At 72.8% G+C, this 21,268-nt stretch carries 17 protein-coding genes; 6 read left to right on the top strand and 11 right to left on the bottom strand.

Annotated elements, in window-relative coordinates:
• Window positions 1-299 precede the first annotated feature (299 nt).
• The 9 genes from RZ84_RS21640 to RZ84_RS42365 all read right to left on the bottom strand — a co-directional run bounded on the left by RZ84_RS21640 (window position 300) and on the right by RZ84_RS42365 (window position 10,495).
• A complete protein-coding gene (locus RZ84_RS21640) occupies window positions 300-929 on the bottom strand; it encodes a TetR/AcrR family transcriptional regulator (protein ID WP_043265672.1) in 630 nt (209 codons plus the stop codon).
• Window positions 917-1,726 carry an enoyl-CoA hydratase family protein gene (locus RZ84_RS21635; protein ID WP_043265671.1) on the bottom strand — a complete coding sequence of 270 codons (810 nt, stop codon included), beginning with the start codon at window positions 1,724-1,726 and terminating at the stop codon, window positions 917-919. The genes RZ84_RS21640 and RZ84_RS21635 overlap by 13 nt, the downstream gene beginning before the upstream one ends.
• A gap of 151 nt (window positions 1,727-1,877) precedes the next feature.
• A complete protein-coding gene (locus tag RZ84_RS21630; protein WP_043265670.1) occupies window positions 1,878-3,065 on the bottom strand; it encodes an acyl-CoA dehydrogenase family protein in 1,188 nt (395 codons plus the stop codon).
• Window positions 3,066-3,115: 50 nt separating this feature from the next.
• Window positions 3,116-5,011 (bottom strand): acetyl/propionyl/methylcrotonyl-CoA carboxylase subunit alpha, encoded by a 1,896-nt coding sequence (locus RZ84_RS21625; RefSeq protein ID WP_043270480.1) that lies wholly within the window; start codon window positions 5,009-5,011, stop codon window positions 3,116-3,118.
• A gap of 43 nt (window positions 5,012-5,054) precedes the next feature.
• Window positions 5,055-6,662, bottom strand: a complete 1,608-nt coding sequence (locus RZ84_RS21620) for an acyl-CoA carboxylase subunit beta (protein WP_043265669.1) — start codon at window positions 6,660-6,662, stop codon at window positions 5,055-5,057.
• On the bottom strand, window positions 6,659-8,368 hold the full coding sequence (locus RZ84_RS21615) for an acyclic terpene utilization AtuA family protein (protein WP_043265668.1): 1,710 nt from the start codon (window positions 8,366-8,368) through the stop codon (window positions 6,659-6,661). The genes RZ84_RS21620 and RZ84_RS21615 overlap by 4 nt, the downstream gene beginning before the upstream one ends.
• Window positions 8,365-9,168, bottom strand: a complete 804-nt coding sequence (locus RZ84_RS21610; RefSeq protein WP_043265667.1) for a TIGR03084 family metal-binding protein — start codon at window positions 9,166-9,168, stop codon at window positions 8,365-8,367. The genes RZ84_RS21615 and RZ84_RS21610 overlap by 4 nt, the downstream gene beginning before the upstream one ends.
• A gap of 257 nt (window positions 9,169-9,425) precedes the next feature.
• Window positions 9,426-9,677, bottom strand: a complete 252-nt coding sequence (locus tag RZ84_RS21605) for a DUF397 domain-containing protein (RefSeq protein WP_043265666.1) — start codon at window positions 9,675-9,677, stop codon at window positions 9,426-9,428.
• A gap of 2 nt (window positions 9,678-9,679) precedes the next feature.
• A complete protein-coding gene (locus tag RZ84_RS42365; RefSeq protein WP_043265665.1) occupies window positions 9,680-10,495 on the bottom strand; it encodes a helix-turn-helix domain-containing protein in 816 nt (271 codons plus the stop codon).
• Between the two features lie 651 nt (window positions 10,496-11,146).
• Between RZ84_RS42365 and RZ84_RS21595 the strand changes: the two genes are divergently transcribed.
• Window positions 11,147-11,875: a hypothetical protein gene (locus RZ84_RS21595; protein ID WP_043265664.1), complete on the top strand. Its 729-nt coding sequence runs from the start codon at window positions 11,147-11,149 to the stop codon at window positions 11,873-11,875.
• Window positions 11,876-12,251: 376 nt separating this feature from the next.
• Here the strand turns inward: RZ84_RS21595 and RZ84_RS21590 are convergent, their stop codons facing one another.
• Complete coding sequence (locus RZ84_RS21590; protein WP_063772767.1) at window positions 12,252-13,136, bottom strand: EamA family transporter; 885 nt, start codon at window positions 13,134-13,136, stop codon at window positions 12,252-12,254.
• A gap of 224 nt (window positions 13,137-13,360) precedes the next feature.
• On the opposite strand from RZ84_RS21590, the gene RZ84_RS21585 reads away from it, so the two are divergent.
• Window positions 13,361-14,269, top strand: coding sequence for a LysR family transcriptional regulator (locus RZ84_RS21585; RefSeq protein WP_052230074.1), 909 nt, complete (start codon window positions 13,361-13,363; stop codon window positions 14,267-14,269).
• Between the two features lie 61 nt (window positions 14,270-14,330).
• Here the strand turns inward: RZ84_RS21585 and RZ84_RS21580 are convergent, their stop codons facing one another.
• Window positions 14,331-17,303, bottom strand: coding sequence for an FAD-binding and (Fe-S)-binding domain-containing protein (locus RZ84_RS21580; RefSeq protein ID WP_052230073.1), 2,973 nt, complete (start codon window positions 17,301-17,303; stop codon window positions 14,331-14,333).
• Window positions 17,304-17,612: 309 nt separating this feature from the next.
• On the opposite strand from RZ84_RS21580, the gene serC reads away from it, so the two are divergent.
• From serC to RZ84_RS21560, 4 genes are all read left to right on the top strand, one after another.
• Window positions 17,613-18,731, top strand: coding sequence for a phosphoserine transaminase (serC, locus tag RZ84_RS21575; RefSeq protein ID WP_043265663.1), 1,119 nt, complete (start codon window positions 17,613-17,615; stop codon window positions 18,729-18,731).
• A gap of 211 nt (window positions 18,732-18,942) precedes the next feature.
• Window positions 18,943-19,347, top strand: coding sequence for a PPOX class F420-dependent oxidoreductase (locus tag RZ84_RS21570; protein ID WP_043270476.1), 405 nt, complete (start codon window positions 18,943-18,945; stop codon window positions 19,345-19,347).
• Window positions 19,348-19,432: 85 nt separating this feature from the next.
• Window positions 19,433-20,104, top strand: coding sequence for a GDSL-type esterase/lipase family protein (locus RZ84_RS21565; RefSeq protein ID WP_078894052.1), 672 nt, complete (start codon window positions 19,433-19,435; stop codon window positions 20,102-20,104).
• Between the two features lie 80 nt (window positions 20,105-20,184).
• Window positions 20,185-21,183 (top strand): aldo/keto reductase, encoded by a 999-nt coding sequence (locus RZ84_RS21560; protein WP_043265661.1) that lies wholly within the window; start codon window positions 20,185-20,187, stop codon window positions 21,181-21,183.
• Window positions 21,184-21,268: the final 85 nt, after the last annotated feature.

Genomic DNA, 21,268 nt, shown 5'->3' with positions numbered 1-21,268 from the left:
CAACTCACCACCTGCGCTGACCCACTCACCCGGACCACCACCTACCTGGTTCCCCACCCACAACGGGAGGGGGCGAGCCGGAGGGGCAGGGTGTCCGGACGTAAAGCGCAGCAGTCCGGACACCCTGCCCCGCAGGACCGTCACCGCACCCGACAGCCCCGCGCAGCGGACCCGCCCGCCGCAGGCGCAACGGCGCCGCACCCGGCAACGTGCGAAGCAGCCAACAACGTCGGACAAGGCAAAGCGCAGCGGAACGGCGGGAAAGCCGACAACGTGGGAATGAGCCCAGCCGCAGGCGTTCACGCACGGCGTGCCAGCGCATCGTCGATCAGCTTCGCCCACTGGGCGACCACCCCGTCGCGCCGTGCCGAGTCGTCCGTCAGCAGGTTGGCCAGGCCGAGGCCGCGGGCCATGTCCAGGAGGCCCTGGACGGTTTCCCGGACGCCGGGGACGGACTCGTCGGCGTCCAGCAGGGCCACCGCCGTACGGTGCGCCTCGCGGCCCACCCGGGCCTCCAGCGCGGTGACCCGGGCGCGGAGTTGCTCCTCGTTCGAGGCGGCCACCCACAGGTGCAGCGCGGCCCGGAACAGCGGTCCCGTGTAGAGGCCCACCAGTTCCTCGACGATGATCCAGGTGCGGGCGATGGAGCCGGCGGGCGGCAGGTTGTGTGCCATCGCCTTCACCGCGCCCCGCCGCTTCTCGGCGACGTGCTCGACGGCCGCGGTGAACAGGTCCTCGCGGGTGCGGAAGTGGTGCTGGGCGGCGCCCCGCGAGACGCCCGCCCGTTCGGCCACGACGGAGACCGTGCTGCCGCTCCAGCCGCGTTCCGCCAGGCAGGAGATGGCCGCCTCCAGCAGTTTGAGGCGGGTGGCGCGGCTGCGTTCCTGCTGGGGCTCCTTGGGGCCGCGTGCCGGGGTCAGCGCGCCCATGCGGGGGCCCGTCGTTCGAGGAAGGCGGTCATGCCCTCGCGTGCCTCGGCGGAGGCGAAGAGCCGTGCGGACTGCTCGGCGAGCGCGTCGGTGTCCCGGTCGAAGGCGGCCAGCACCCCGGCCGTCACCAGCTTCTTCGACTCGGCCAGCCCCTGGGGGGAGCCCTTGCGCAGGGCGTCCAGGAGGGGGGCCAGTGCCGCGTCGATGCCGTCGGGGCCGGCGACGTCGGTGGCCAGGGTCAGCAGGCCGATTCCGGCTGCCTCCGGCGGGCCGAACTTCTCGCCCGTCAGGTAGTAGCGGGCGGCGGCTCGGGCGTCCAGGCGAGGCAGCAGCGGCAGCGAGATGACCGCGGGGGCGAGCCCGAGCCGCGCCTCGGTGAAGGCGAAGGTGGCGTGCGGGCCGGCCACCGCGATGTCGCAGGCGCCGAGCAGGCCGAGCCCGCCGGCCCGTACGTGGCCGGTCACGCGGGCGACGACCGGTTTGGGCAGCTCCACGATGGCCCGCAGCAGCCGGGCGAGCCCCAGCGGGCCGTCCGTGGCGGCGCCCGAGGTGGCCTCGGAGAGGTCCGCTCCGGCGCAGAACGTGCCCCCGGTGTGGCCGAGCAGCACGGCGCGCACGGTGTCGTCCGCCGCCGCGTCCGCGAGGCCCTGGTGCAGTTCGGCCACCAGGCGGGCGGAGAGCGCGTTGCGGTTGTGCGGGGAGTCGAGGGTGAGGGTGGCGATCCCGCGCTCGTGGGAGCGCGCCACCAGGGGTGTCGCGGAGGCCGCGCCGGCGGGCGCGGGCGGTGCGTCGGTCATCGGGCCGTCGAACTCCTTTCCCTGGCGCGCAGTTCGCGGCGCAGGATCTTTCCGGTGGTGGCGCGCGGCACGCTGTCCAGGAATTCCACGCGGCGCACCTTCTTGTACGGGGCAACCCGACCGGCAGCGTAGGCGGGGACGTGATCCGGTCTCAGTACGACTTGGGCAGCCCCAGCGACTGGTGCGAGACGTAGTTGAGGATCATCTCCCGGCTGACCGGGGCGATCCGGGCCACCCGGGCGGCGGTGATCAGCGACGCGAGCCCGTATTCGTGGGTCAGGCCGTTGCCGCCCAGGGTGTGCACGGCCTGGTCGACGGCGCGGACCGCGGCCTCGGCCGCCGCGTACTTGGCCATGTTGGCGGCCTCGCCGGCGGCCGGGTCGTCGCCCGCGTCGTACAGCAGCGCCGCCTTCCGCATCATCAGCCCGGCCAGCTCCAGTTCGATGTGGGACCGGGCGAGCGGGTGCGCGAGGGCCTGGTGGGCACCGATGGGCTCCTTCCAGACCTGGCGGGTGCGGGCGTAGTCGACGGCCCGGCCGAGGGCGTAGCGGCCCATCCCGAGGGCGAACGCGGCGGTCATGATGCGTTCCGGGTTGAGGCCGGCGAACAGCTGGAGCAGTCCGGCGTCCTCGTCGCCGACCAGGGCGCCGGCGGGCAGCCGCACCTCGTCCAGGGTCAGCTCGAACTGCTTCTCCGGTGCGGCCAGTTCCATGGGTATCGGGCGGCGCCCGAAGCCGGGGGTGTCGCGCTCCACGATGAACAGGCAGGGCTTGAGCTTCCCGGTCCGGGCGTCCTCGGTGCGGCCGACGATCAGTGTCGCGTCGGCGATGTCGACGCCGGAGATGAAGACCTTCCGCCCGTTGAGGACCCAGTCCCCGCCGTCCCTGCGGGCGGTGGTGGTGATCCGGTGCGAGTTGGAACCGGCGTCCGGTTCGGTGATGCCGAAGGCCATCGTGCGGCTGCCGTCGGCCAGCCCCGGCAGCCAGCGGCGCCGCTGCTCCTCGGTGCCGAACCGGGCGATGACCGTGCCGCAGATCGCCGGGGAGACGACCAGCATGAGCAGCGGGCAGCCTGCCGCACCCAACTCCTCCAGTACGATGGAGAGTTCGACGATGCCACCGCCCCCGCCGCCGTACTCCTCGGGGAGGTTGACACCGAGATAGCCCAACCGGGCTGCCTCGGACCAGAGTTCGTCGGTGTGCCTGCCGTCGGCGACGACCCGGGCGAAGTACTCCCGGCCGTAGCGTTTGCCGAGCGCCGCCACGGCGGCGCGCAGTGCGCGGTGTTCCTCGGACTCGATCACAGGGTTGCTCGCGGCCCTGCTCGGGACGTTGCTCATCCGGGCTCCTCGTGGCGGTGGGTGAGGGACGTACGGGTACGGCGACCGCGTCAGTCGGTGACGACGGCGAGCAGCGCGCCGACCTCGACCCGCTGCCCCGTACGGGCGGGCAGGGAGGTGAGGGTGCCGGCGGCCGGTGCGGTGATCCGGTGCTCCATCTTCATGGCCTCCAGCCACAGCAGCGGCTGGCCGGCAGCGACCCGGTCCCCCTCGGCGAGCCCGTCCGCGATCCGTACGACGGTGCCGGGCATGGGAGCGAGCAGCGAACCGGGCTCGGTACGGGCGGTGGGGTCGGGGAAGCGGGGCAGCGCGGTGAAGGTGCGGGAGCCGGCCGGCGTGTCGACGTGGACCCGGTCGCCGTAGCGGGCGACGGTGAACCGCCGTCGCAGGCCGTCGACTTCGAGCACCACCGCGTCCGGCCCGAGGGAGCGGAGCCGGACCCCGGGGAAGTCCTCGGCGGCCAGGCCGTCGCGCCGGAGCCGGTAGCGGACCGGGTACTCCTCGCCGGCCCGCGCATAGGTCTTGATCTGCGGGCCGGACGGGACGTTGCGGAAGCCCCCGAAGCGGGAGCGGCCGTGCGCGTCGGCCAGAGCCGCGGCCAGCGCGTACACCGCGTCGCCGGCCGGCTCGGGCGCGGTGAGGGCGGTGAGGTGGCGGTCGTAGAAGCCGGTGTCCAGTCCGGTGCCGGCGGCGAACTCCGGGTGCCGCAGCGTCCGCACCAGCAGGTCCCGGTTGGTGACCGGCCCGTGGATGCGGGCCCGCTCCAGGGCGCCGGCCAGCTTCCGTACGGCCTCCTGGCGGGTCGGCGCCCAGGCGATCACCTTGGCCAGCATCGGGTCGTAGTGGACGGTGACGGTGTCCCCGTCGGTGACGCCGGAGTCCAGCCGTACGCCGTCCGGCAGCGCCAGCCGGTGCACGGTCCCGGTCTGCGGCTGCCAGCCGGCCGCCGGGTCCTCCGCGTAGAGCCGCGCCTCCACCGCGTGCCCGCGCGGCGTGGGCAGCTCGACGGGCAGCGGCCGGCCCTCCGCGATGCCCAGCTGGAGGGCCACCAGGTCGATCCGGTAGATCTCCTCGGTGACCGGGTGCTCCACCTGGAGGCGGGTGTTCATCTCCAGGAAGTGGGCGCGCCCGTCGGCCGAGACCAGGAACTCGACGGTTCCCGCGCCCCGGTAGTCGATGGCGCGCGCGGCCTGTGCGGCGGACCGGTGCAGGGTGTCGCGCAGCGCGTCGGGCAGTCCGGGGGCCGGGGCCTCCTCGATGACCTTCTGGTGGCGACGCTGGACCGAGCAGTCGCGCGTGCCGAGCGTCCACACCGTGCCGTGCGCGTCGGCCAGGACCTGCACCTCGACGTGCCGCCCGCCCTCCACATACGGCTCGACGAAGACCTCCCCGTCTCCGAAGGCCGCCGCGGCCTCCGCCCGCGCCGACGCCAACTCTCCGTCCAGGGAGTCGAGTTCGCGGACGATCCGCATCCCGCGGCCACCGCCGCCGGCCGCCGCCTTCACCAGCAGCGGCAGTTCGGCGGCGGTGGCGGCCGACGGGTCGACGGGGGCGAGCAGCGGCACCCCGGCCGCCGCCATCAGCTCCTTGGCGCGGGCCTTGGAGGCCATCGCCGCGATGGCGGCGGGCGGCGGCCCGATCCAGCACAGCCCCGCGTCCGCCACCGCGGCGGCGAACTCCGCGCTCTCGGACAGAAACCCGTACCCCGGGTGGACGGCGTCCGCGCCGGCCGCCACCGCCGCCCGCACGAGCAGATCGCCGCGAAGGTAGGTGTCGGCCGGCGCATCGCCCGGTAGCCGTACCGCGGTGTCCGCCTCCCGTACGTGCGGGGCGTCCGCGTCCGGGTCGGAGTGCACCGCGACGGTCGCGATGCCCAGTTCGCGGCAGGTACGGAAGACCCGGCGGGCGATCTCGCCCCGGTTGGCCACCAGCACGGAACGGATCACCGTACGGCCCTCCGCCGCGCAGTCGGTCACAGTCATCGAAGCCTCACATCCGGAAGACGCCGAAGCCGCCCCGCGCGCCCTCGACCGGCGCGGTGTGGAGGGCGGACAGGCACAGGCCGAGGACGGTACGGGTGTCGCGCGGGTCGATGACGCCGTCGTCGTACAGCCGCCCGGACAGGAACATCGGCAGCGACTCGGACTCGATCTGCTGCTCCACCATGGCGCGCAGTTTCGCGTCCGCCTCCGCCGCCTGGTCGTCGTATGGCTGCCCCTTCGCCGCCGCCGAGGCGCGTGCCACGATGGACAGCACCCCGGCCAGCTGCTGCGGCCCCATCACGGCGGATTTGGCGCTCGGCCAGGCGAACAGGAACCGGGGGTCGTACGCCCGCCCGCACATCCCGTAATGCCCGGCCCCGTACGAGGCGCCCATCAGCACGGAAAGATGTGGCACCCGGGAATTCGAGACCGCATTGATCATCATCGCGCCGTGCTTGATGATCCCGCCCTGCTCGTACTCCTTGCCGACCATATAGCCCGTGGTGTTGTGCAGGAACAACAGCGGAATGTCCCGCTGATTCGCCAACTGGATGAACTGCGCGGCCTTTTGGGACTCGGCACTGAACAGCACCCCCTGCGCATTGGCGAGGATCCCGACCGGATAGCCGTGCAGCTCCGCCCAGCCGGTCGCCAGACTGGCCCCGTACAGCGGTTTGAACTCGTCGAAATCCGAGCCGTCCACGATCCGGGCGATGACCTCGCGCGGATCGAACGGCGCCTTGAGGTCGCCGGGGACGATCCCCAGCAGCTCCTCCTCGTCGTACTTCGGCGGCGCCGCGGGACCCGGATCGCCGTGCGCCTTCCGCCAGTTGAGCCGCGCCACCACCCTCCGCGCCTGCCGCAGCGCGTCCGGCTCGTCCACCGCGAAGTAGTCCGCGAGCCCGGAGGTCCGGGCGTGCATTTCGGCGCCGCCCAGCGACTCGTCGTCGCTCTCCTCCCCGGTCGCCATCTTCACCAGCGGCGGCCCGCCGAGAAAGACCTTGGCCCGCTCCTTCACCATGATCACGTGGTCGGACATCCCCGGCACATAGGCGCCGCCCGCCGTGGAATTCCCGAAGACCACGGCCACCGTCGGAATTCCCGCCGCCGACAGCCGGGTGAGGTCCTTGAACAGCGCCCCGCCCGGAATGAAGATCTCCTTCTGGCTCGGCAGATCGGCCCCGCCGGATTCCACCAGACTGACCACCGGCAGCCGATTGGCAAAGGCGATCTCGTTCGCCCGCAGGGCCTTCTTCAGCGTCCACGGATTGCTCGCCCCGCCGCGCACCGTCGGGTCGTTGGCGGTGATCAGGCACTCCACGCCCTCGATCACCCCGATCCCGGTGACCAGCGACGCGCCCACCGCGTACTCGCTGCCCCAGCCAGCCAGCGGCGACAGCTCCAGAAACGGGGTATCGGGGTCGAGCAGCAGCTCGATCCGCTCCCGGGCGAGCAACCTGCCCCTCTCGCGGTGCCGGTTGGTGTACTTCTCCCCGCCTCCCGCGACCGCCTTGGCGTGCTCGGCCGCCACCTCCCCCAGCTTCTCCAGCATCGCCGCACGCCGCCCGGCGTACTCGGCACCGGCCGTATCCAGCGCGGACCCGAGGACGGTCAAAGCAACACCTCCGGTATCTCCAGATGGCGCGAGCGCAGCCACTCCCCCAGCGCCTTGGCCTGCGGATCGAACCGCGCCTGTGAGGCGACGCCCTCGCCCAGCAGCCCCTCGACCGTGAAGTTCAGCGCCCGCAGATTGCCCAGCACATACCGCTGCACGCCCAACCCGACCGTCTCCGGGAGCAGTTGACGGAACCTCTCCACCGTCAGCTCATGCGCCAGCCACCGCCAGGCGGCATCCGAACGGACCCACACCCCGACATTCGCCGAGCCGCCCTTGTCACCGCTCCGGGCCCCGGCCACGGTTCCCAGGGGAGCCCGCCGGGTCGGGCCGGCCGGCAGCGGCACGGGCAACTCCGGTGCGAGGGGCGGGCCGTCCGCGACCATCACCTTGGCCGCCGCAATCTCCACCCGCCGCCCGTCCGGCAGCACCGCCACCTGCGGCACCTCCGCCGCCGCGACGTACTCCGCCGCGAAGACCCCGTACGGCGAGCCCCTGCCGGGCGGCGCCGTCACATGGAACCCGGGACAGCTGGCCAGCGCCAGTTCCACCGCCGCCCCGCTGACCGCCCGGCCGACGGCCTCGGGGTCCGGATCCCGTACGACGAGCCGCAGCAGCGCGCTCGCCTCCTCCTGGACGCCCGCGTCGGCGTGATCCGTCCGCGCGAGCGTCCACCGCAGCTGCGCCGGACGGCGCCCGGCCCGCGCCAGCGCATCCTCCAACTGCCCGCGCACCAGCGCCGCCTTGGCCTCGATGTCGAGCCCGGTGAGCACGAACACGACCTCGTTGCGCCAGCCGCCCATGCGGGTCAGCCCGACCTTCAGCGTCGAGGGCGGCGCCTCACCCCGTACGCCACCGATCCGCACCCGGTCCGGACCGTCCTGCGTCAGCCGCACGGTGTCCAGCCGCGCCGTCACATCGGGCCCCAGGTAGCGCGGCCCACCGGTCTCGTACAGCAGCTGGGCGGTGACCGTGCCGGTGGTGACCGCGCCCCCGGTCCCCGGATGCTTGGTGATCACGGCACTGCCGTCCGCATGGATCTCGGCCAGCGGAAAACCGGGCCGCCGCACATCGTGCTCCCCGAAGAACGCGTAATTGCCGCCCGTCGCCTGCGTCCCGCACTCCAGCACATGCCCCGCGACGACCGCGCCCGCCAGCGGGTCGTAGTCGTCCGGCGCCCAGCCGAAGTGCGCCGCCGCCGGCCCGGTGACCAGCGCGGCATCCGTCACCCGCCCGGTCACCACCACATCCGCACCGGCCCGCAGGCACTCCGCGACCCCCGCCCCGCCGAGATACGCGTTGGCGGTGAGCACCCCCTCGCCCCACCCCCGGCCCGCCAGGTCATCGCCCTCGACATGTGCGACCCGCACCGGAACCCCGACCCGCTCCCCCAACTCCCGTACGGCATCCGCCAGTCCGGCGGGATTCAACCCACCCGCATTCGCCACGATCTGCACGCCCCGCTCGACGGCGAGCCCGAGCCCGTCCTCCAGCTGCCGCAGGAACGTCCTGGCATACCCCAGCCGCGGATCCCTCAGCCGGTCCCGCCCCAGGATCAGCATCGTCAGCTCCGCGAGATAGTCCCCGGTCAGCACGTCCAGCGGCCCACCGGTCAGCATCTCCCGCACGGCATCGAACCGGTCGCCGTAGAACCCGGACGCATTCCCGATCCGCAGCGGCTCCGCCACCACCCCCGGCTCCGTCATCGCCGCACCCCGCCCGGCGCCCGCCCCGGACCCGCCGGCCCGGCGAAGGACTGCGCGATGTCCAGCCACCGGTCCGCATCCGCCCCCGTCGCCACGACGGAGACATCGTCCCGGTGTACCCGCTGCGTCACCAGCAGACAGAAGTCCAGCGCCGGCCCCGTCACCCGCTGCGCCGCGCCCTCCGGCCCGAACGTCCACAACGCGCCATCCGGGGCGGTCAGCTCCACCCGGAACTCCTCCCCCGGCGGCGCCAGCCCGCGCACCACGTACGCGTAGTCCCTGGCCCGCACCCCGATCCGCGCCACATGCCGCAACCGCGCCGTCGGCACCCGCCGCACCCCCAGCGCGTCCGCCACGTCCTGCCCGTGCGCCCAGGTCTCCATCAGCCGCCCCGTGGCGACCGACGCCACGCTCATCGGCGGCCCGTACCAAGGGAGTTTGGCGCCTTCCGGCCGTGCGGCCAGCACCCGCTGCAACTCCGCACGCCCCGCCCGCCACCGGGCCAGCAACTCGGCCGGGGCCAACCGGGCTCCCAGCTCCGCCCCGTCATCCACGAAGGTCTCCGGCGAGGCCAGCGCCGTCCTCGCCTCCTCCGCGAAACCGTCCGGATCCACGGCGGACTGCACCGCCCGCTCGTCCGTCCACGCGAGGTGCGCGATCTGGTGCGCGATGGTCCACCCGGCGGCCGGCGTCGCCCGCCCCCACTTCTCGTCCGGGAGCCCCGCCACCAGCCCGTCCAGCTCCTCACCCTCGGCCCGCAGGTCCTCAAGGACCTCCCGAACCTCCCGCGGATCGGCCATCCTGCGCTCTCCTCGTCGACGCCGTAGCCCATGTCCCCTGGGGGAAGGGCGCGTTGAGTGCTGCGGTGCGGTCCGAGGGTGGCAGCGCGGTCAGAAACAATCAAGCACGCATGCATGATTTTTTGCCAGGGAGCCCCGTGTCATCCGAATGGCTCAACCGTTGCACAGCGTGAGCGGCAGCCGACTCAAGTTGCCTGGGCCGACGGCCCGTTGAACTCCCCCGCCCGGTTCAGCTTCCCCGCCCGGGCGGGGGTTCCTCACTCCGCCGAGGCGGCGTGACGGAGGAAGGCGGACCAGGTGGTGGGCAGCACGGAGAGGCGCGGGCCGGCCGTGCGCTTCGAGTCGCGTATGTAGACGTGGGTGGCGGCAGCACTGATGGCGACTTCGACGCATTCACCGCCCTCGGAGGCGCTGTAGCTCGATTTGCCCCAAGAGAGGGCGACCTCTACGCAATCACCGCCGGCCGAGCCGCTGTAGCTCGACTTGCGCCAGACCAGTTCGCTGTTCATTCCTACCCCGCCAACTTCTCGATGAATTGGATGGATTCCCTGGTGGACAGGGCCTGCGTGCGGATCATGCCATAGAGCCTCAGCAGGTCCCCGACCTCCTTTCGGTCGGAAACCAGCTGGCTCCTGGCGTGACCCTCCACATAACCCAGCGTGCGCGGGTCGGGCATCTCCACCAAGACGAACGCACCGTCGAGGCAGGGATGTTCCTCGATTTCGGTCGGCATGATTTGCAGGGAGACATTGCGCAGCCGTAGCCGCTCCAAGACCCTTGACACCTGCTCCCGATGGATCTCCCGGCCACCGATCGGACGCTCCAGAGCACACTGCTCGACGATGAAGTGCACCGGTGGCCGGCCCTCGCGGGTGAGAAGCACCTGCCGGTCAAGCCTGCCGGAAACCAATCGCTCCACCTCATCGTCGTCGAAGGCAGGAATGTGTGACTCGATCACCGCACGCGCGTACCTTGCCGTCTGCAACAGCCCCGGCACGGCCAGCGTGTCGTACGAACAGCGACTCACGCACGTGCGCTCCAGCTTCGCCAAGTCGCGGAAGAACGCCGGATACTGCGCTTCCTCCAGCAGCGGGATCGCCGCCCGAAGCACCCCCTTCGCCCCCAGCAAGTCATCCGCCCGCTCCACCGTCGCCGGGTCCGGGATGCGCTGGGCCAGCTCGTACGACTTGATCGTGTGGGACGCGTAACCAAGCTGCCTCCCCAGCTCCTCGCGACTCAGCGAGGCCAGCTCACGGAAGAGCTTCAGCTGCCCACCGAACACGCGCAGCGCCACCGACGCCCGCTCCCCACCGCCGTCATTCACCATGCCTCCTCGGATACAGCTACGGATACCGTCCGTATGCGCGCCATTACTGGGCAGGTTAGGCACAGGAGCCGACCATAGGAGGCATGAATCAGAAAGAGCCCTCATCCGGGGACAGCCCCTTGGCCCAAGGTCGTACGGCAGCAGCGGAGTTGGCATCCGCGCTCACCTCCGCAGGGTTCACTTTCCCCTCCCTCCGGGGCGACTTTCCCGTGATGAACCGGGCGCATGTCCAGCTCGGCGGCGTATCCGCAACCGAAGCATGCCGACTCGCCGCATGGATTCGGGAACGGACGGAAATGCGGGGGCGAAAGCCGTGACGATCAGCCCGCGCCGGATGACACTGTCCGTGTACCGGGTTTCGGCGGTCGGTGAGCGCATCCCGCTCCGCGAGGTCGTCGTACGAAGCGACGATCCCTGGCAGCTCACCGACGACGCTCCGGGCCGCTATCCGCCGTGCCTGTGCCCCAGTTGCGGGCGAGATGTCAGGCGCGAGAATGGTGACTGACCACAGGAACCTCGCCCGCGGTTACCGTTTCTCGCCGCCCGGCACGGGCGGCTTCCTGCGCCTCCCGGACCGCTGCCGAAACCTGCCACCCGAGGGCGCACGAGAGGGGCGCACCACCGCAAGCGTACGAGCGGTTGGAGAAGGAAATGGCTCGGGTCACCGGAAAGTTCGGAAAACTCAGACCGCAATTTCCCGTCGAGATAAAGGATTTCACGGAATACCAGACGGCCCCGCTGCCCGTCCCGCCGCCGACCGTCTACTGGGAGAAGAACGTCAGTACCTGGCCGATGGACGGCAATGATCAGTACGGCGACTGCACGATGGCCGCCGCGGCGCACGCAATCCAGTCCTGGAACGCCCAGACCAGCGAGAACCTGCCGGTCCCGACCGAGCAGCAGGTCGTCCAGGAGTATCTGCACCTGTCCGGCGGGCAGGACACCGGACTGGTCGAGTCCAAAGTGCTCAAGACCTGGAAGAGCGGCGGCCTGTGGGGCAACCGCGTGGTGGCGTACGCCCCGGTGAACGTCCACGACCTGACCGCGATCCGGCAGACCATCTCGCTCTTCGGCGCCGTGTACGCCGGCATCCAGGTACCGGCCAACGCCCAGCAGCAGTTCCAGGACGGCAAGCCGTGGACGCTGGACCCCGGCTGGCAGGACCAGCGGATCGTGGGCGGGCACGCGATCCCGTTGCTCGGCTACGACGCGGACTACCTCTACGCGATCACCTGGGGTGCGGTCCAGCCGGTCGCCTGGGACTGGTGGTCCATGTACTCCGACGAGGCATGGGCCGTGCTGTCGGAGGAGTACGAGGAGAAGGGCACGGTCAACGGCATCGACCTGGCAACGCTGAAGGAAGACCTGCAGAAGGTCTGAACGCGGCCGAACACGCTCGCACCCCGATGGGACAGCCCCACCGGGGTGCGGTCGGCGACGGCGCAGGGCCGGAGGGATGTACCGGAGTGCGCCCGCAGGACCTGGAGCGAACGCCGGGGCATTCCTCATCTGACTGACCAGATGCGCCCGCGCCGTGGGGGCACCTCCCGGCCGAAGGCTGGGGGAGTACTCCGGTGCAGCCCTCCGGCCCCCACCCGCCGGGCAGAACCCGCAACGAGGCCCGCCCCCACCCACCGGGCGAAACCGAGACCACGCCGGCCCCCACCCACCGGACAGAACCGGAAGACCAGCCCGCCCCCACCCCCCAGGCGAAACCGAGACCACACCAGCCCCCACCAAGCAGCGGACAAACCCCTCAGCGCCGAGCCCCGCTAAGCACCGCCCCCGCACTCGCCACCACCACCAACCCGATGGCGATCAACTCCACCCACCCCAACGACTGGTGCAGCACCAGGAATCCGGCGGTGGCCGCCGCGGCCGGCTCCAGGCTCATCATGACCGCGAACCCGGAGGCGGGCAGCTTGCGCAGGGCCAGCAACTCCAGCGTGTACGGCATCACGGAGGACATCAGCGCCACCGCCGCCCCCAGCCCCACCGTGACCGGGTCGAGCAGCGCCGCCCCCGCGCTGAAGGCCCCGAGCGGCAGACTCAGGAGCGCCGCGACCGTCATGGCCAGCGCCAGCCCGTCCGCCTGCGGGAACCGCTGCCCGGTACGGGCCGACAGCAGGATGTACGCGGCCCAGAGCCCGCCCGCCGCCAACGCGCACCCGGCCCCGAGCAGGTTCAGCCCGTCGAACCCGGCGCGCCCCAGCAACACGACACCGCCCAGCGCCAACGCCGCCCACAGCACACTCAGCAGCCGCCGCGACGTGGCAACCGACAGGATCAGCGGCCCGAGGAACTCCAGTGTGACCGCCGCACCCAGGGGGATGCGGTCAATTGCCTGATAGAAGAGCGAGTTCATGCCGACCAGCGCGACGCCGAAGGCGAGAACCGTGGCCCAGTCACCCCGCGTATGGCCACGTACCTTCGGCCGGCAGACGATCAGCAGCACCAACGAGGCCACGACCAGCCGCAGCGTGACGACGCCGAGCGCCCCGGCCCGCGGGAACAGCAGCACCGCCACCGACGACCCGAATTGCAGCGAGACGATCCCGCCGATCACCAACGCCACCGACCCGAGCCGGGCACGCGCCCCCGCGGGCCCCGCGGCCCCGGCCTCCGCCTCGGCGGACAACACCTCGGCGGAGGGCGGCACGGACTGCGGTATCGCACCGTTGGTCGTGGAGTCGGCGGAGCCGGAAGAAGACGAACCGGAAGAAGACGAAGGAGAAGGGGAGACGGACGCGGACGTGGCCGAGAAGGAGCCGTCGGAACCGGCGGGCGATGCATTCACACCACCACGCTACGGCCCGCCTTCCGGCACGTGAAATGCCTTTCTCCCCGTTGTTATGCTCCGCACGCATGAGCATCGAGCTGCGTCATTTCCGCTGCTTTCTCGCCATCGCCGACACCCTCAGCGTGACCCGCGCCGCCGAACGCCTGCACCTGACCCAGCCCGCCGTCTCCCGTACGCTCCGGCAGCTGGAGCAGGAACTCGGCGTGCGCCTCGTCGACCGCTCCACCCACCACCTCGCCCTCACCCCGGACGGCCTCGCCTTCCGCGACCAGGCCGCCATCGCGGTCACCGCCTTCGACCGGGCGCTCGCCCCCCCCCGCCGTACCGGCTGGCCGCTGCGCCTGGGCCACGCCTGGTCCGCGGCCGGTACGGACACCACCGCGCTGCTCCGCCGCTGGCACGAGGAACACCCGGACACCCCGCTCGAACTCCTCCGCATCGACGACCGCACGGCCGGCCTCGCCCGCGGCGACGTGGACGCGGCCCTGCTGCGCGGCGAGGTCCGCGCCCCCGGCCTGCTCACCGAGCAGCTGACGACGGAGCCCCGGGTGGTCGGCCTCCCCGCCGACGACCCGCTGGCCGGCCGCACCGCCCTCTCCCTGACCGACCTCACCGCCCGCACCCTCGCCCTCAACACGGTCTCCGGGATCACCACCCTCGACCTCTGGCCCGCCACCGCCCGCCCCACCGCGACGATCACCATCGGCAACACGGACGACTGGCTCGCCGCCATCACCGGCGGCCGTGCCATCGGCGTCACCACGTCGGCCACCGCCGAGATGCACCCGCACCCGGCGATGGCGTACGTCCCGCTGACCGGCGCCCCACCCGTCCCGGTCGTGATCGCCTGGCGCGACGGCCCGGGACACCCACGCATCCCGGACCTGGTGGCCCTCGCCCACGAGGTGATGGGCCACCGCCACACCACCCCGAACGGCACCTCCCCGAACGGCACCTCCCCGAACGCCACCTAGGACAGTTCGGAAGCGGCCCCTCCTCCCACCCCTCCGCCCCACCGGGCACCGACCCATTCGCCTACCCATTCACCGGCCCATTCGCCGCCCCCTCCCCCAATCCCTCCGCCAGTACCTCCGCCAGATGTCGTCCCCGGCGCTCCCCGAGCTGGTCGAGCTGGGTGCGGCAGGAGAAGCCGTCCGCGAGGATCTCCGCGTCCGGGGCCGCTCCCCGTACGGCGGGCAGGAGTTGTTCCTCGGCGCAGGTCACGGAGACGTCGTAATGTCCGCGCTCGAAGCCGAAGTTGCCGGCCAGGCCGCAGCAGCCGCCGCTCAACTCGCCGCTCAGGCCGGCGCGTTCCCGTAGTCGGCGGTCGGCGGCGTCGCCCAGGACGGCGTGCTGGTGGCAGTGGGTCTGGCCGGCGACCGGGCGGTCGATGCGGGGCGGGGTCCAGTCGGGGGCCCGTTCCTCCAGGACCTCGGCGAAGGTCCGTACGGAGGCGGCGAGGCGGGCGGCCCGCGAGTCACGGTCGCGGTCGCCGGCGAGCAGCTCCGGCAGGTCCGTGCGGAGGGCGGCGGCGCAGCTCGGTTCGAGGACGACGAGGGGGAGGCCGTCGCGCAGCAGCGGGCCGAGGACGTCGACCGTGCGGCGCATGACGGCCCGCGCCCGGTCGAGTTGGCCGGTGGAGACGTAGGTCAGTCCGCAGCACAGGGCGGGGCGGTGCAGCCGGGAGAGGGGGAGGGCGTGGCCCGCGGGGCGGACGGGGGTGGCGGGCGGGAGCAGCGGACGCAGCCCGGCGTCCTCCAGGACGCGTACGGCGGCGCGGCCGACCTGCGGGGAGAGGAAGTTGGTGAAGGTGTCGGGCCAGAGGAGGACGGTGCGGTCGGCGGCGTGACCGCCGCTCCCCGGTCCCGCCTGCCCCGCCTTCAGCCGGTTCCACCACCACCGGCTGAACGTTTCGGTGGCCAGGGCCGGGATCGTCCGCTCGGGGGCGATCCCGGCGACGCGCTGGGCGACGGCGGCCAGCGGCGTGCGGGCGAGGGCGTTGAGGAGCGGCGCGGCGGGGGCGGCGGCGCGCAGCCACTGCGGGAGGCGGCCCAGCGCGTAGTGGGCGGCGGGGCGGATCCGGCCCGCGTAGTGGTGGTGCAGGAACTCCGCCTTGTAGGTCGCCATGTCGACGCCCACGGGGCAGTCGCTGCGGCACCCCTTGCAGGACAGGCAGAGGTCGAGCGCCTCGCGGACCTCCGGGGAGCGCCAGCCGTCCGTGACGACCTCGCCGGCCAGCATCTCGTGCAGCAGCCGGGCCCGCCCGCGGGTCGAGTGCTGCTCCTCGCCGGTGGCGCGGAAGGAGGGGCACATCACCTCGGCGGAGCCCGGACCGACCGTGCTCGCCCGGCACTTGGCGACGCCCACGCAGCGGCGTACGGCGGCGGCGAAGTCGCCGTTGTCGTGCGGATAGCCGAACTCCACCGGGACGGGGCGCTTGGGGAGCACGGCGAAGCGGAGGTTCTCGTCGAGCCGGGCGGGGCGTACCAGCATGCCGGGGTTGAGGCCGGCGGCCGGGTCCCACAGGTCCTTGAACCGGCCGAAGAGGCCGACCAGTTCGTCGCCGTACATCTTGGGGAGGAGTTCGGCGCGGGCCTGGCCGTCGCCGTGTTCGCCGGAGAGCGAGCCGCCGTGCGAGACCACCAACACGCCCAGGTCGTAGGAGAATTCGCGGAAGCGGCGGATGCCGGGGGCGGTCAGCAGGTCGAAGTCGATGCGGATGTGGATGCAGCCGTCGCCGAAGTGGCCGTAGGGGGTGCCGCGCAGCCCGTGCTGGGCGAGCAGGGCGCGGAAGTCCCGCAGATACGGGCCGAGTCGGGCGGGCGGTACGGCGCAGTCCTCCCAGCCGGGCCAGGCCTCGCTGCCGTCGGGCAGGCGGGTGGCGGTCCCCGAGGCGTCCTCGCGGATCCGCCACAGCGCGCGCTGTCCGGCCGGGTCGGCGACCACCGTGTGCCCGGTGGCGCCGTCCGCGGCAGCCGCCCGGCACAGCTCCTCGGCGCGGGCGGTCGCCTCCGCCCGGCTCGCCCCGCCCATCTCCACGAACAGCCAGGCGCCGCCCTTGGGCAGCCCGGTGGCGCTGCCGACCAGGTCGGCGGCCATGCCCTCGACGGTCAGCGGCCGGTGCGGGAGCAGGGTGTGCGCGGCCTCGGCGGCGGCGCTCTCGTCGGGATAGCCGAGCACGGCCAGCACCCGCGCCGCCGGGGTGTCGACGAGCCGTACGGTGGCCTCCGTGACGACGCCGAGGGTGCCCTCGCTGCCGGTGAGGGCGCGGGCGAGGTCGGTGCCGGCTTCCGGGAGCAGGGCGTCCAGCGCGTATCCGGAGATCCGGCGCGGCAGGCCGGTGGGGTATCCGGTCCGCAGCAGCGCCAACTCCCCGTCCACCAGGGCCTTCACGCCGTCCCGGAGGCGTGCCGGCAGTCCGGTGGGGCGGCCGGCGGCGTCCGTGCCGCGGCCGGCCCGTACCGGCTCGCCGCCGTAGGTCAGCAGCTCCAGTGCGTGGACGTTGTCGGCGGTGGTGCCCCAGGCCACCGAGTGCGATCCGCAGGAGTTGTTGCCGATCATGCCGCCCAGGGTGCAGCGGCTGTGGGTGGAGGGGTCGGGCCCGAAGGTGAGGCCGTACGGGGCGGCGGCGGCCCGCAGGTCGTCCAGAACGACGCCCGGCTGGACGACGGCCGTACGGGCCTCGGGGTCCAGCGACACGATCCGGTGCAGATGGCGGGTGAAGTCGAGGACGACGCCGGTGCCGGTCGCCTGCCCGGCGATGCTGGTACCGCCGCCGCGCGGCACCACGGGGACGCCGTGCTCCCGGCACACCCGCAGCGCCGCCGCGACGTCCTCGGCGTCCCGGGGCGCGACCACCGCGTCCGGGACCCGCCGGTAGTTGGACGCGTCCATCGTCATCAGGGCCCGGTCCCCCGGGGCGGCGGAGACCTCGCCGCGCACCGCCGCCGCGAGGTCCCGCGCCAGGTCCCGTCCGCCCGCCGTCCCGCTGTTCTCCGTGCGATCCATGCGATCCTTGCGACCGCTGCGCTCCTTGCGATCAACCATGCCCCCAGCCTTCCCACTCAGGGGCGGCCGTGACTCCCTGCGCCACCCCGGGATCAGCCCCGGTCCGCCCCGTACGGGTGGCGGCGGAGGCCGTTCGCCGGGTCGTGGGCGGCCTTGAGGGCGGCCGGTCGCGCCCGGTCCGCCGGACCGGCCGCTCCCCCGCCCCTCCGGCCGCCTCCCCGCCCCTCCGGCCGTCCACACTCCGGCCCGACCTCATCTCATCCGCTGGACGCGGCCTCCGGGCCCGGCCGGACCCTTTAGGCTTCCCCCGTGGCTGATATCCAGATCCCCGCTGACATCAAGCCCGCCGACGGACGCTTCGGCGCGGGCCCCTCCAAGGTGCGTACGGAGGCGCTCGGCGCGCTGGCCGCCACCGGTTCCTCCCTTCTCGGCACGTCCCACCGCCAGGCCCCGGTCAAGAACCTGGTCGGCAAGGTGCGGGACGGGGTGCGCGACCTCTTCCGGCTCCCCGAGGGCTACGAGGTCGTCCTCGGCAACGGCGGTTCCACCGCGTTCTGGGACATCGCGACGCACGGCCTGATCGAGAACAAGTCGCAGCACCTGTCCTTCGGCGAGTTCTCCTCGAAGTTCGCCAAGGCCGCCAAGCTGGCCCCGTGGCTGGCCGAGCCCACCGTCATCTCCGCCGACCCGGGCAGCCACCCGGAGCCGCGGGCCGAGGCGGGCGTGGACGTCTACGCCTTCACCCACAACGAGACCTCCACCGGTGTCGCCGCCCCCATCCGGCGGGTGTCCGGCGCGGACGAGGGCGCGCTGGTCCTGGTCGACGCCACCTCCGGCGCCGGCGGCCTCCCCGTCGACATCGCGCAGACCGACGTCTACTACTTCGCCCCGCAGAAGTCCTTCGCCTCCGACGGCGGCCTCTGGCTCGGGGTGTTCTCCCCCGCCGCCCTGGAGCGCGCCCGCGCCGTGCACGCGTCCGGCCGCCACATCCCGGAGTTCTTCTCGCTGCCCACCGCGATCGACAACTCCCGCAAGAACCAGACGTACAACACCCCGTCGCTGGCCACCCTCTTCCTGCTCAACGAGCAGCTGGAGTGGATCAACGGCCAGGGCGGCCTGGACTGGGCGGTCGGCCGCACCGCCACCTCCTCGCGCACCCTCTACGGCTGGGCCGAGGACTCCAAGTACGCCACCCCGTTCGTCACCGACCCGGCGAAGCGCTCGCAGGTCATCGGCACGATCGACTTCAACGACGACATCGACGCCGCGGCGATCGCCAAGGCCCTGCGCGCCAACGGCATCGTCGACACCGAGCCCTACCGCAAGCTCGGCCGCAACCAGCTGCGGATCGCGATGTTCCCGGCGATCGACCCGTCGGACGTCGAGGCCCTGACGGCCTGCATCGACTACGTGATCGGCCAGCTGTAACGGCACCGCGCCGCAGAGACGACGACGGGCCCCGGCGGACCACCGCCGGGGCCGTTGCCGTGGTCCGGCAACCCGCGCCGCCGGCACGGCAGTTGCGCGGGCCCAGGGCCTCGACGTCCGACGGGTCGATCGCCGGAAACAGGGACACAGGGTCCCCGAACGGACGCACCACGACGTGACGAACCGGGACAGATGTGCCTCCATGGAGGGCATGACGATTCCTCCCAGCCCCGGTCTCGCCCCCTTCGAGCGGCAGGGGACGATCCTGCTCACGACGTACAAGCGGGACGGCACCGGTGTCGGCACGCCGGTGAACATCGCGGTGGACGGCGACCACGCCTATATCCGCACCTACGGCAGCGCCTGGAAGGCCAAGCGGATGCGGAACTTTCCCGAGGTGGAGTTCTGCGCCGCCACCTGGCGCGGCCGGCCCACCGGGCCCGCGGTGCGGGCGCGGGCCCGGCTGCTCGACCCGCGGACCCGCGAATACCGGCGCGCCGAGCGGTCGTTGACGCGCAAGTACCCGCTGATCCACGGGCTGCTGGTGCCGCTGGCGCACCGGCTGAAACGGGAGCGGACGCTCCACTACGAGCTGCGGCTGATCGAGGAGGAGTAGGAGGAAGAGCGGGAGGCGCCGGAGGCGTGGCAGGCGTCACGTACCCGCCGGTAGCGTTCTCGGCCATCATGGCCGGATGAGGATCATGTGCGTCGGCGACTCGATGACGATCGGCAGCGCCGGCGATTTCACGTGGCGCTACCGGATGTGGCAGCACCTGAACGCGTCCGGCCCCGGCCCGTTCCGCCTCGTCGGGCCGCGCCACACGCTGCACGACCCGGCCGCCGGCGCCGCCACCTCGTCCGCGTACGGCGACCCGGACTTCCCGCCGGACGCCCGCCGGCATCTCGCCGGGTGGGGCGAGGGCTGGCTGCACATGGCGCCGCTGATCGGCGACGCGGTGCGCGCGCACGACGCGGACACCCTGCTGGTCTCGCTCGGCCTGATCGACCTCGGCTTCTACACGAACGCGGAGCAGACCGCCGAGAACGTGCGGCGCTTCGTGGCCGGGGCGCGGGCGGCGGCGCCGCACATACGGGCGGTGCTGCTGCCCGTGATACCGAACGTGCGGGCCGCGGCGGACCCGGACTTCGGCGCGCAGTGCGCCCGCTTCAACGAACTGCTGGCGAAGGCGGTCGCCGATCTCTCCGCGCCCGGCTCGCCGCTGCTGCTGGCCTCCGAGCCGGCCGGCTGGGAGATCGACCGCGCCACGTACGACGGGACGCATCCGTCGGCGCTCGGCGAGCACCTGCTGGCGGGGGCGTTCGCCGACGCGATGCGCCAGGCGTGGGGCGTCGGCGGCCGGTACGCCGGATAGCGCGGGCCGGCCGACCGGTCCGCAACTCCGGTGCCGGTGTGCTTGCTTCGAGTGCACTCCAGCGACTTGGCTGGTCGGCCATGGAGTACACACAGCTCGGACGCACCGGACTCAAGGTCAGCCGACTCGTCCTCGGGACGATGAACTTCGGCCCGCGGACCGACGAGGCCGACAGCCACCGCATCATGGACGCCGCGCTGGATGCGGGCGTCAACTTCTTCGACACCGCCAACGTCTACGGGTTCGGCGCCGACAAGGGCCGCACGGAGGAGATCATCGGCTCGTGGTTCGCCAAGGGGGGCGAGCGGCGGGACAAAACCGTGCTGGCCACCAAGGTGTACGCGAACATGGCCCCGGAGGGTCCGCCGGCCTGGCCGAACCACGACAAGCTCTCCGCGCTCAACATCCGGCGTGCGGTGGACGCCAGTCTCCGGCGGCTGGGCATCGACCACATCGATCTCTACCAGTTCCACCACGTCGACCGGGACACGCCCTGGGACGAGATCTGGCAGGCGGTCGACGTCCTCGTCCAGCAGGGGAAGATCCTCTACGCGGGCTCGTCCAACCACGCGGGCTGGCATATCGCCCAGGCCAACGAGGCGGCGGCGCGGCGCGGTTCGTACGGCCTGGTGAGCGAGCAGTGCCTGTACAACCTCTTCGAGCGGCGGGCCGAGATGGAGGTCATTCCGGCGGCCCGGGGCTACGGGCTGGGGGTGATCCCCTGGTCGCCGCTGCACTCCGGGCTGCTGGGCGGGGCGCTGCGCAAGGAGCGGGAGGGCACCGGGGCCCGGTCGGTCTCCGGACGGTCCGCGGACATGCTGGCCGACCCGGCGGTCCGGGCGCAGATCCAGGCGTACGAGGACCTGCTCGACAAGCACGGGCTGGAGCCCGGCGAGGTGGCGCTGGCCTGGCTGCTGACCCGCCCCGGGGTGACCGGGCCGATCGTCGGCCCGCGGACCGCGGACCAGCTCGCCTCCGCCCTGCGGGCCCTGGAGCTGACCCTGCCGGCGGAGCTGCTGGCCTCCCTGGACGAGATCTTCCCGGGGCCGGGCCCGTCGCCGGAGGCGTTCGCCTGGTGAGCGGCGGCGCCCCGCGGATGCGCTGAGCGGGCGGCCGGCGGCCGGTGCCCACCGGTCGCCGGCCGCCGGAGGTACGCCCGCGGGA

Origin of the sequence: Streptomyces sp. CT34, from assembly GCF_000805335.1 — a bacterium.
Lineage (GTDB): Bacteria > Actinomycetota > Actinomycetes > Streptomycetales > Streptomycetaceae > Streptomyces.
This window is presented reverse-complemented; position numbering and strand designations above follow the sequence as displayed.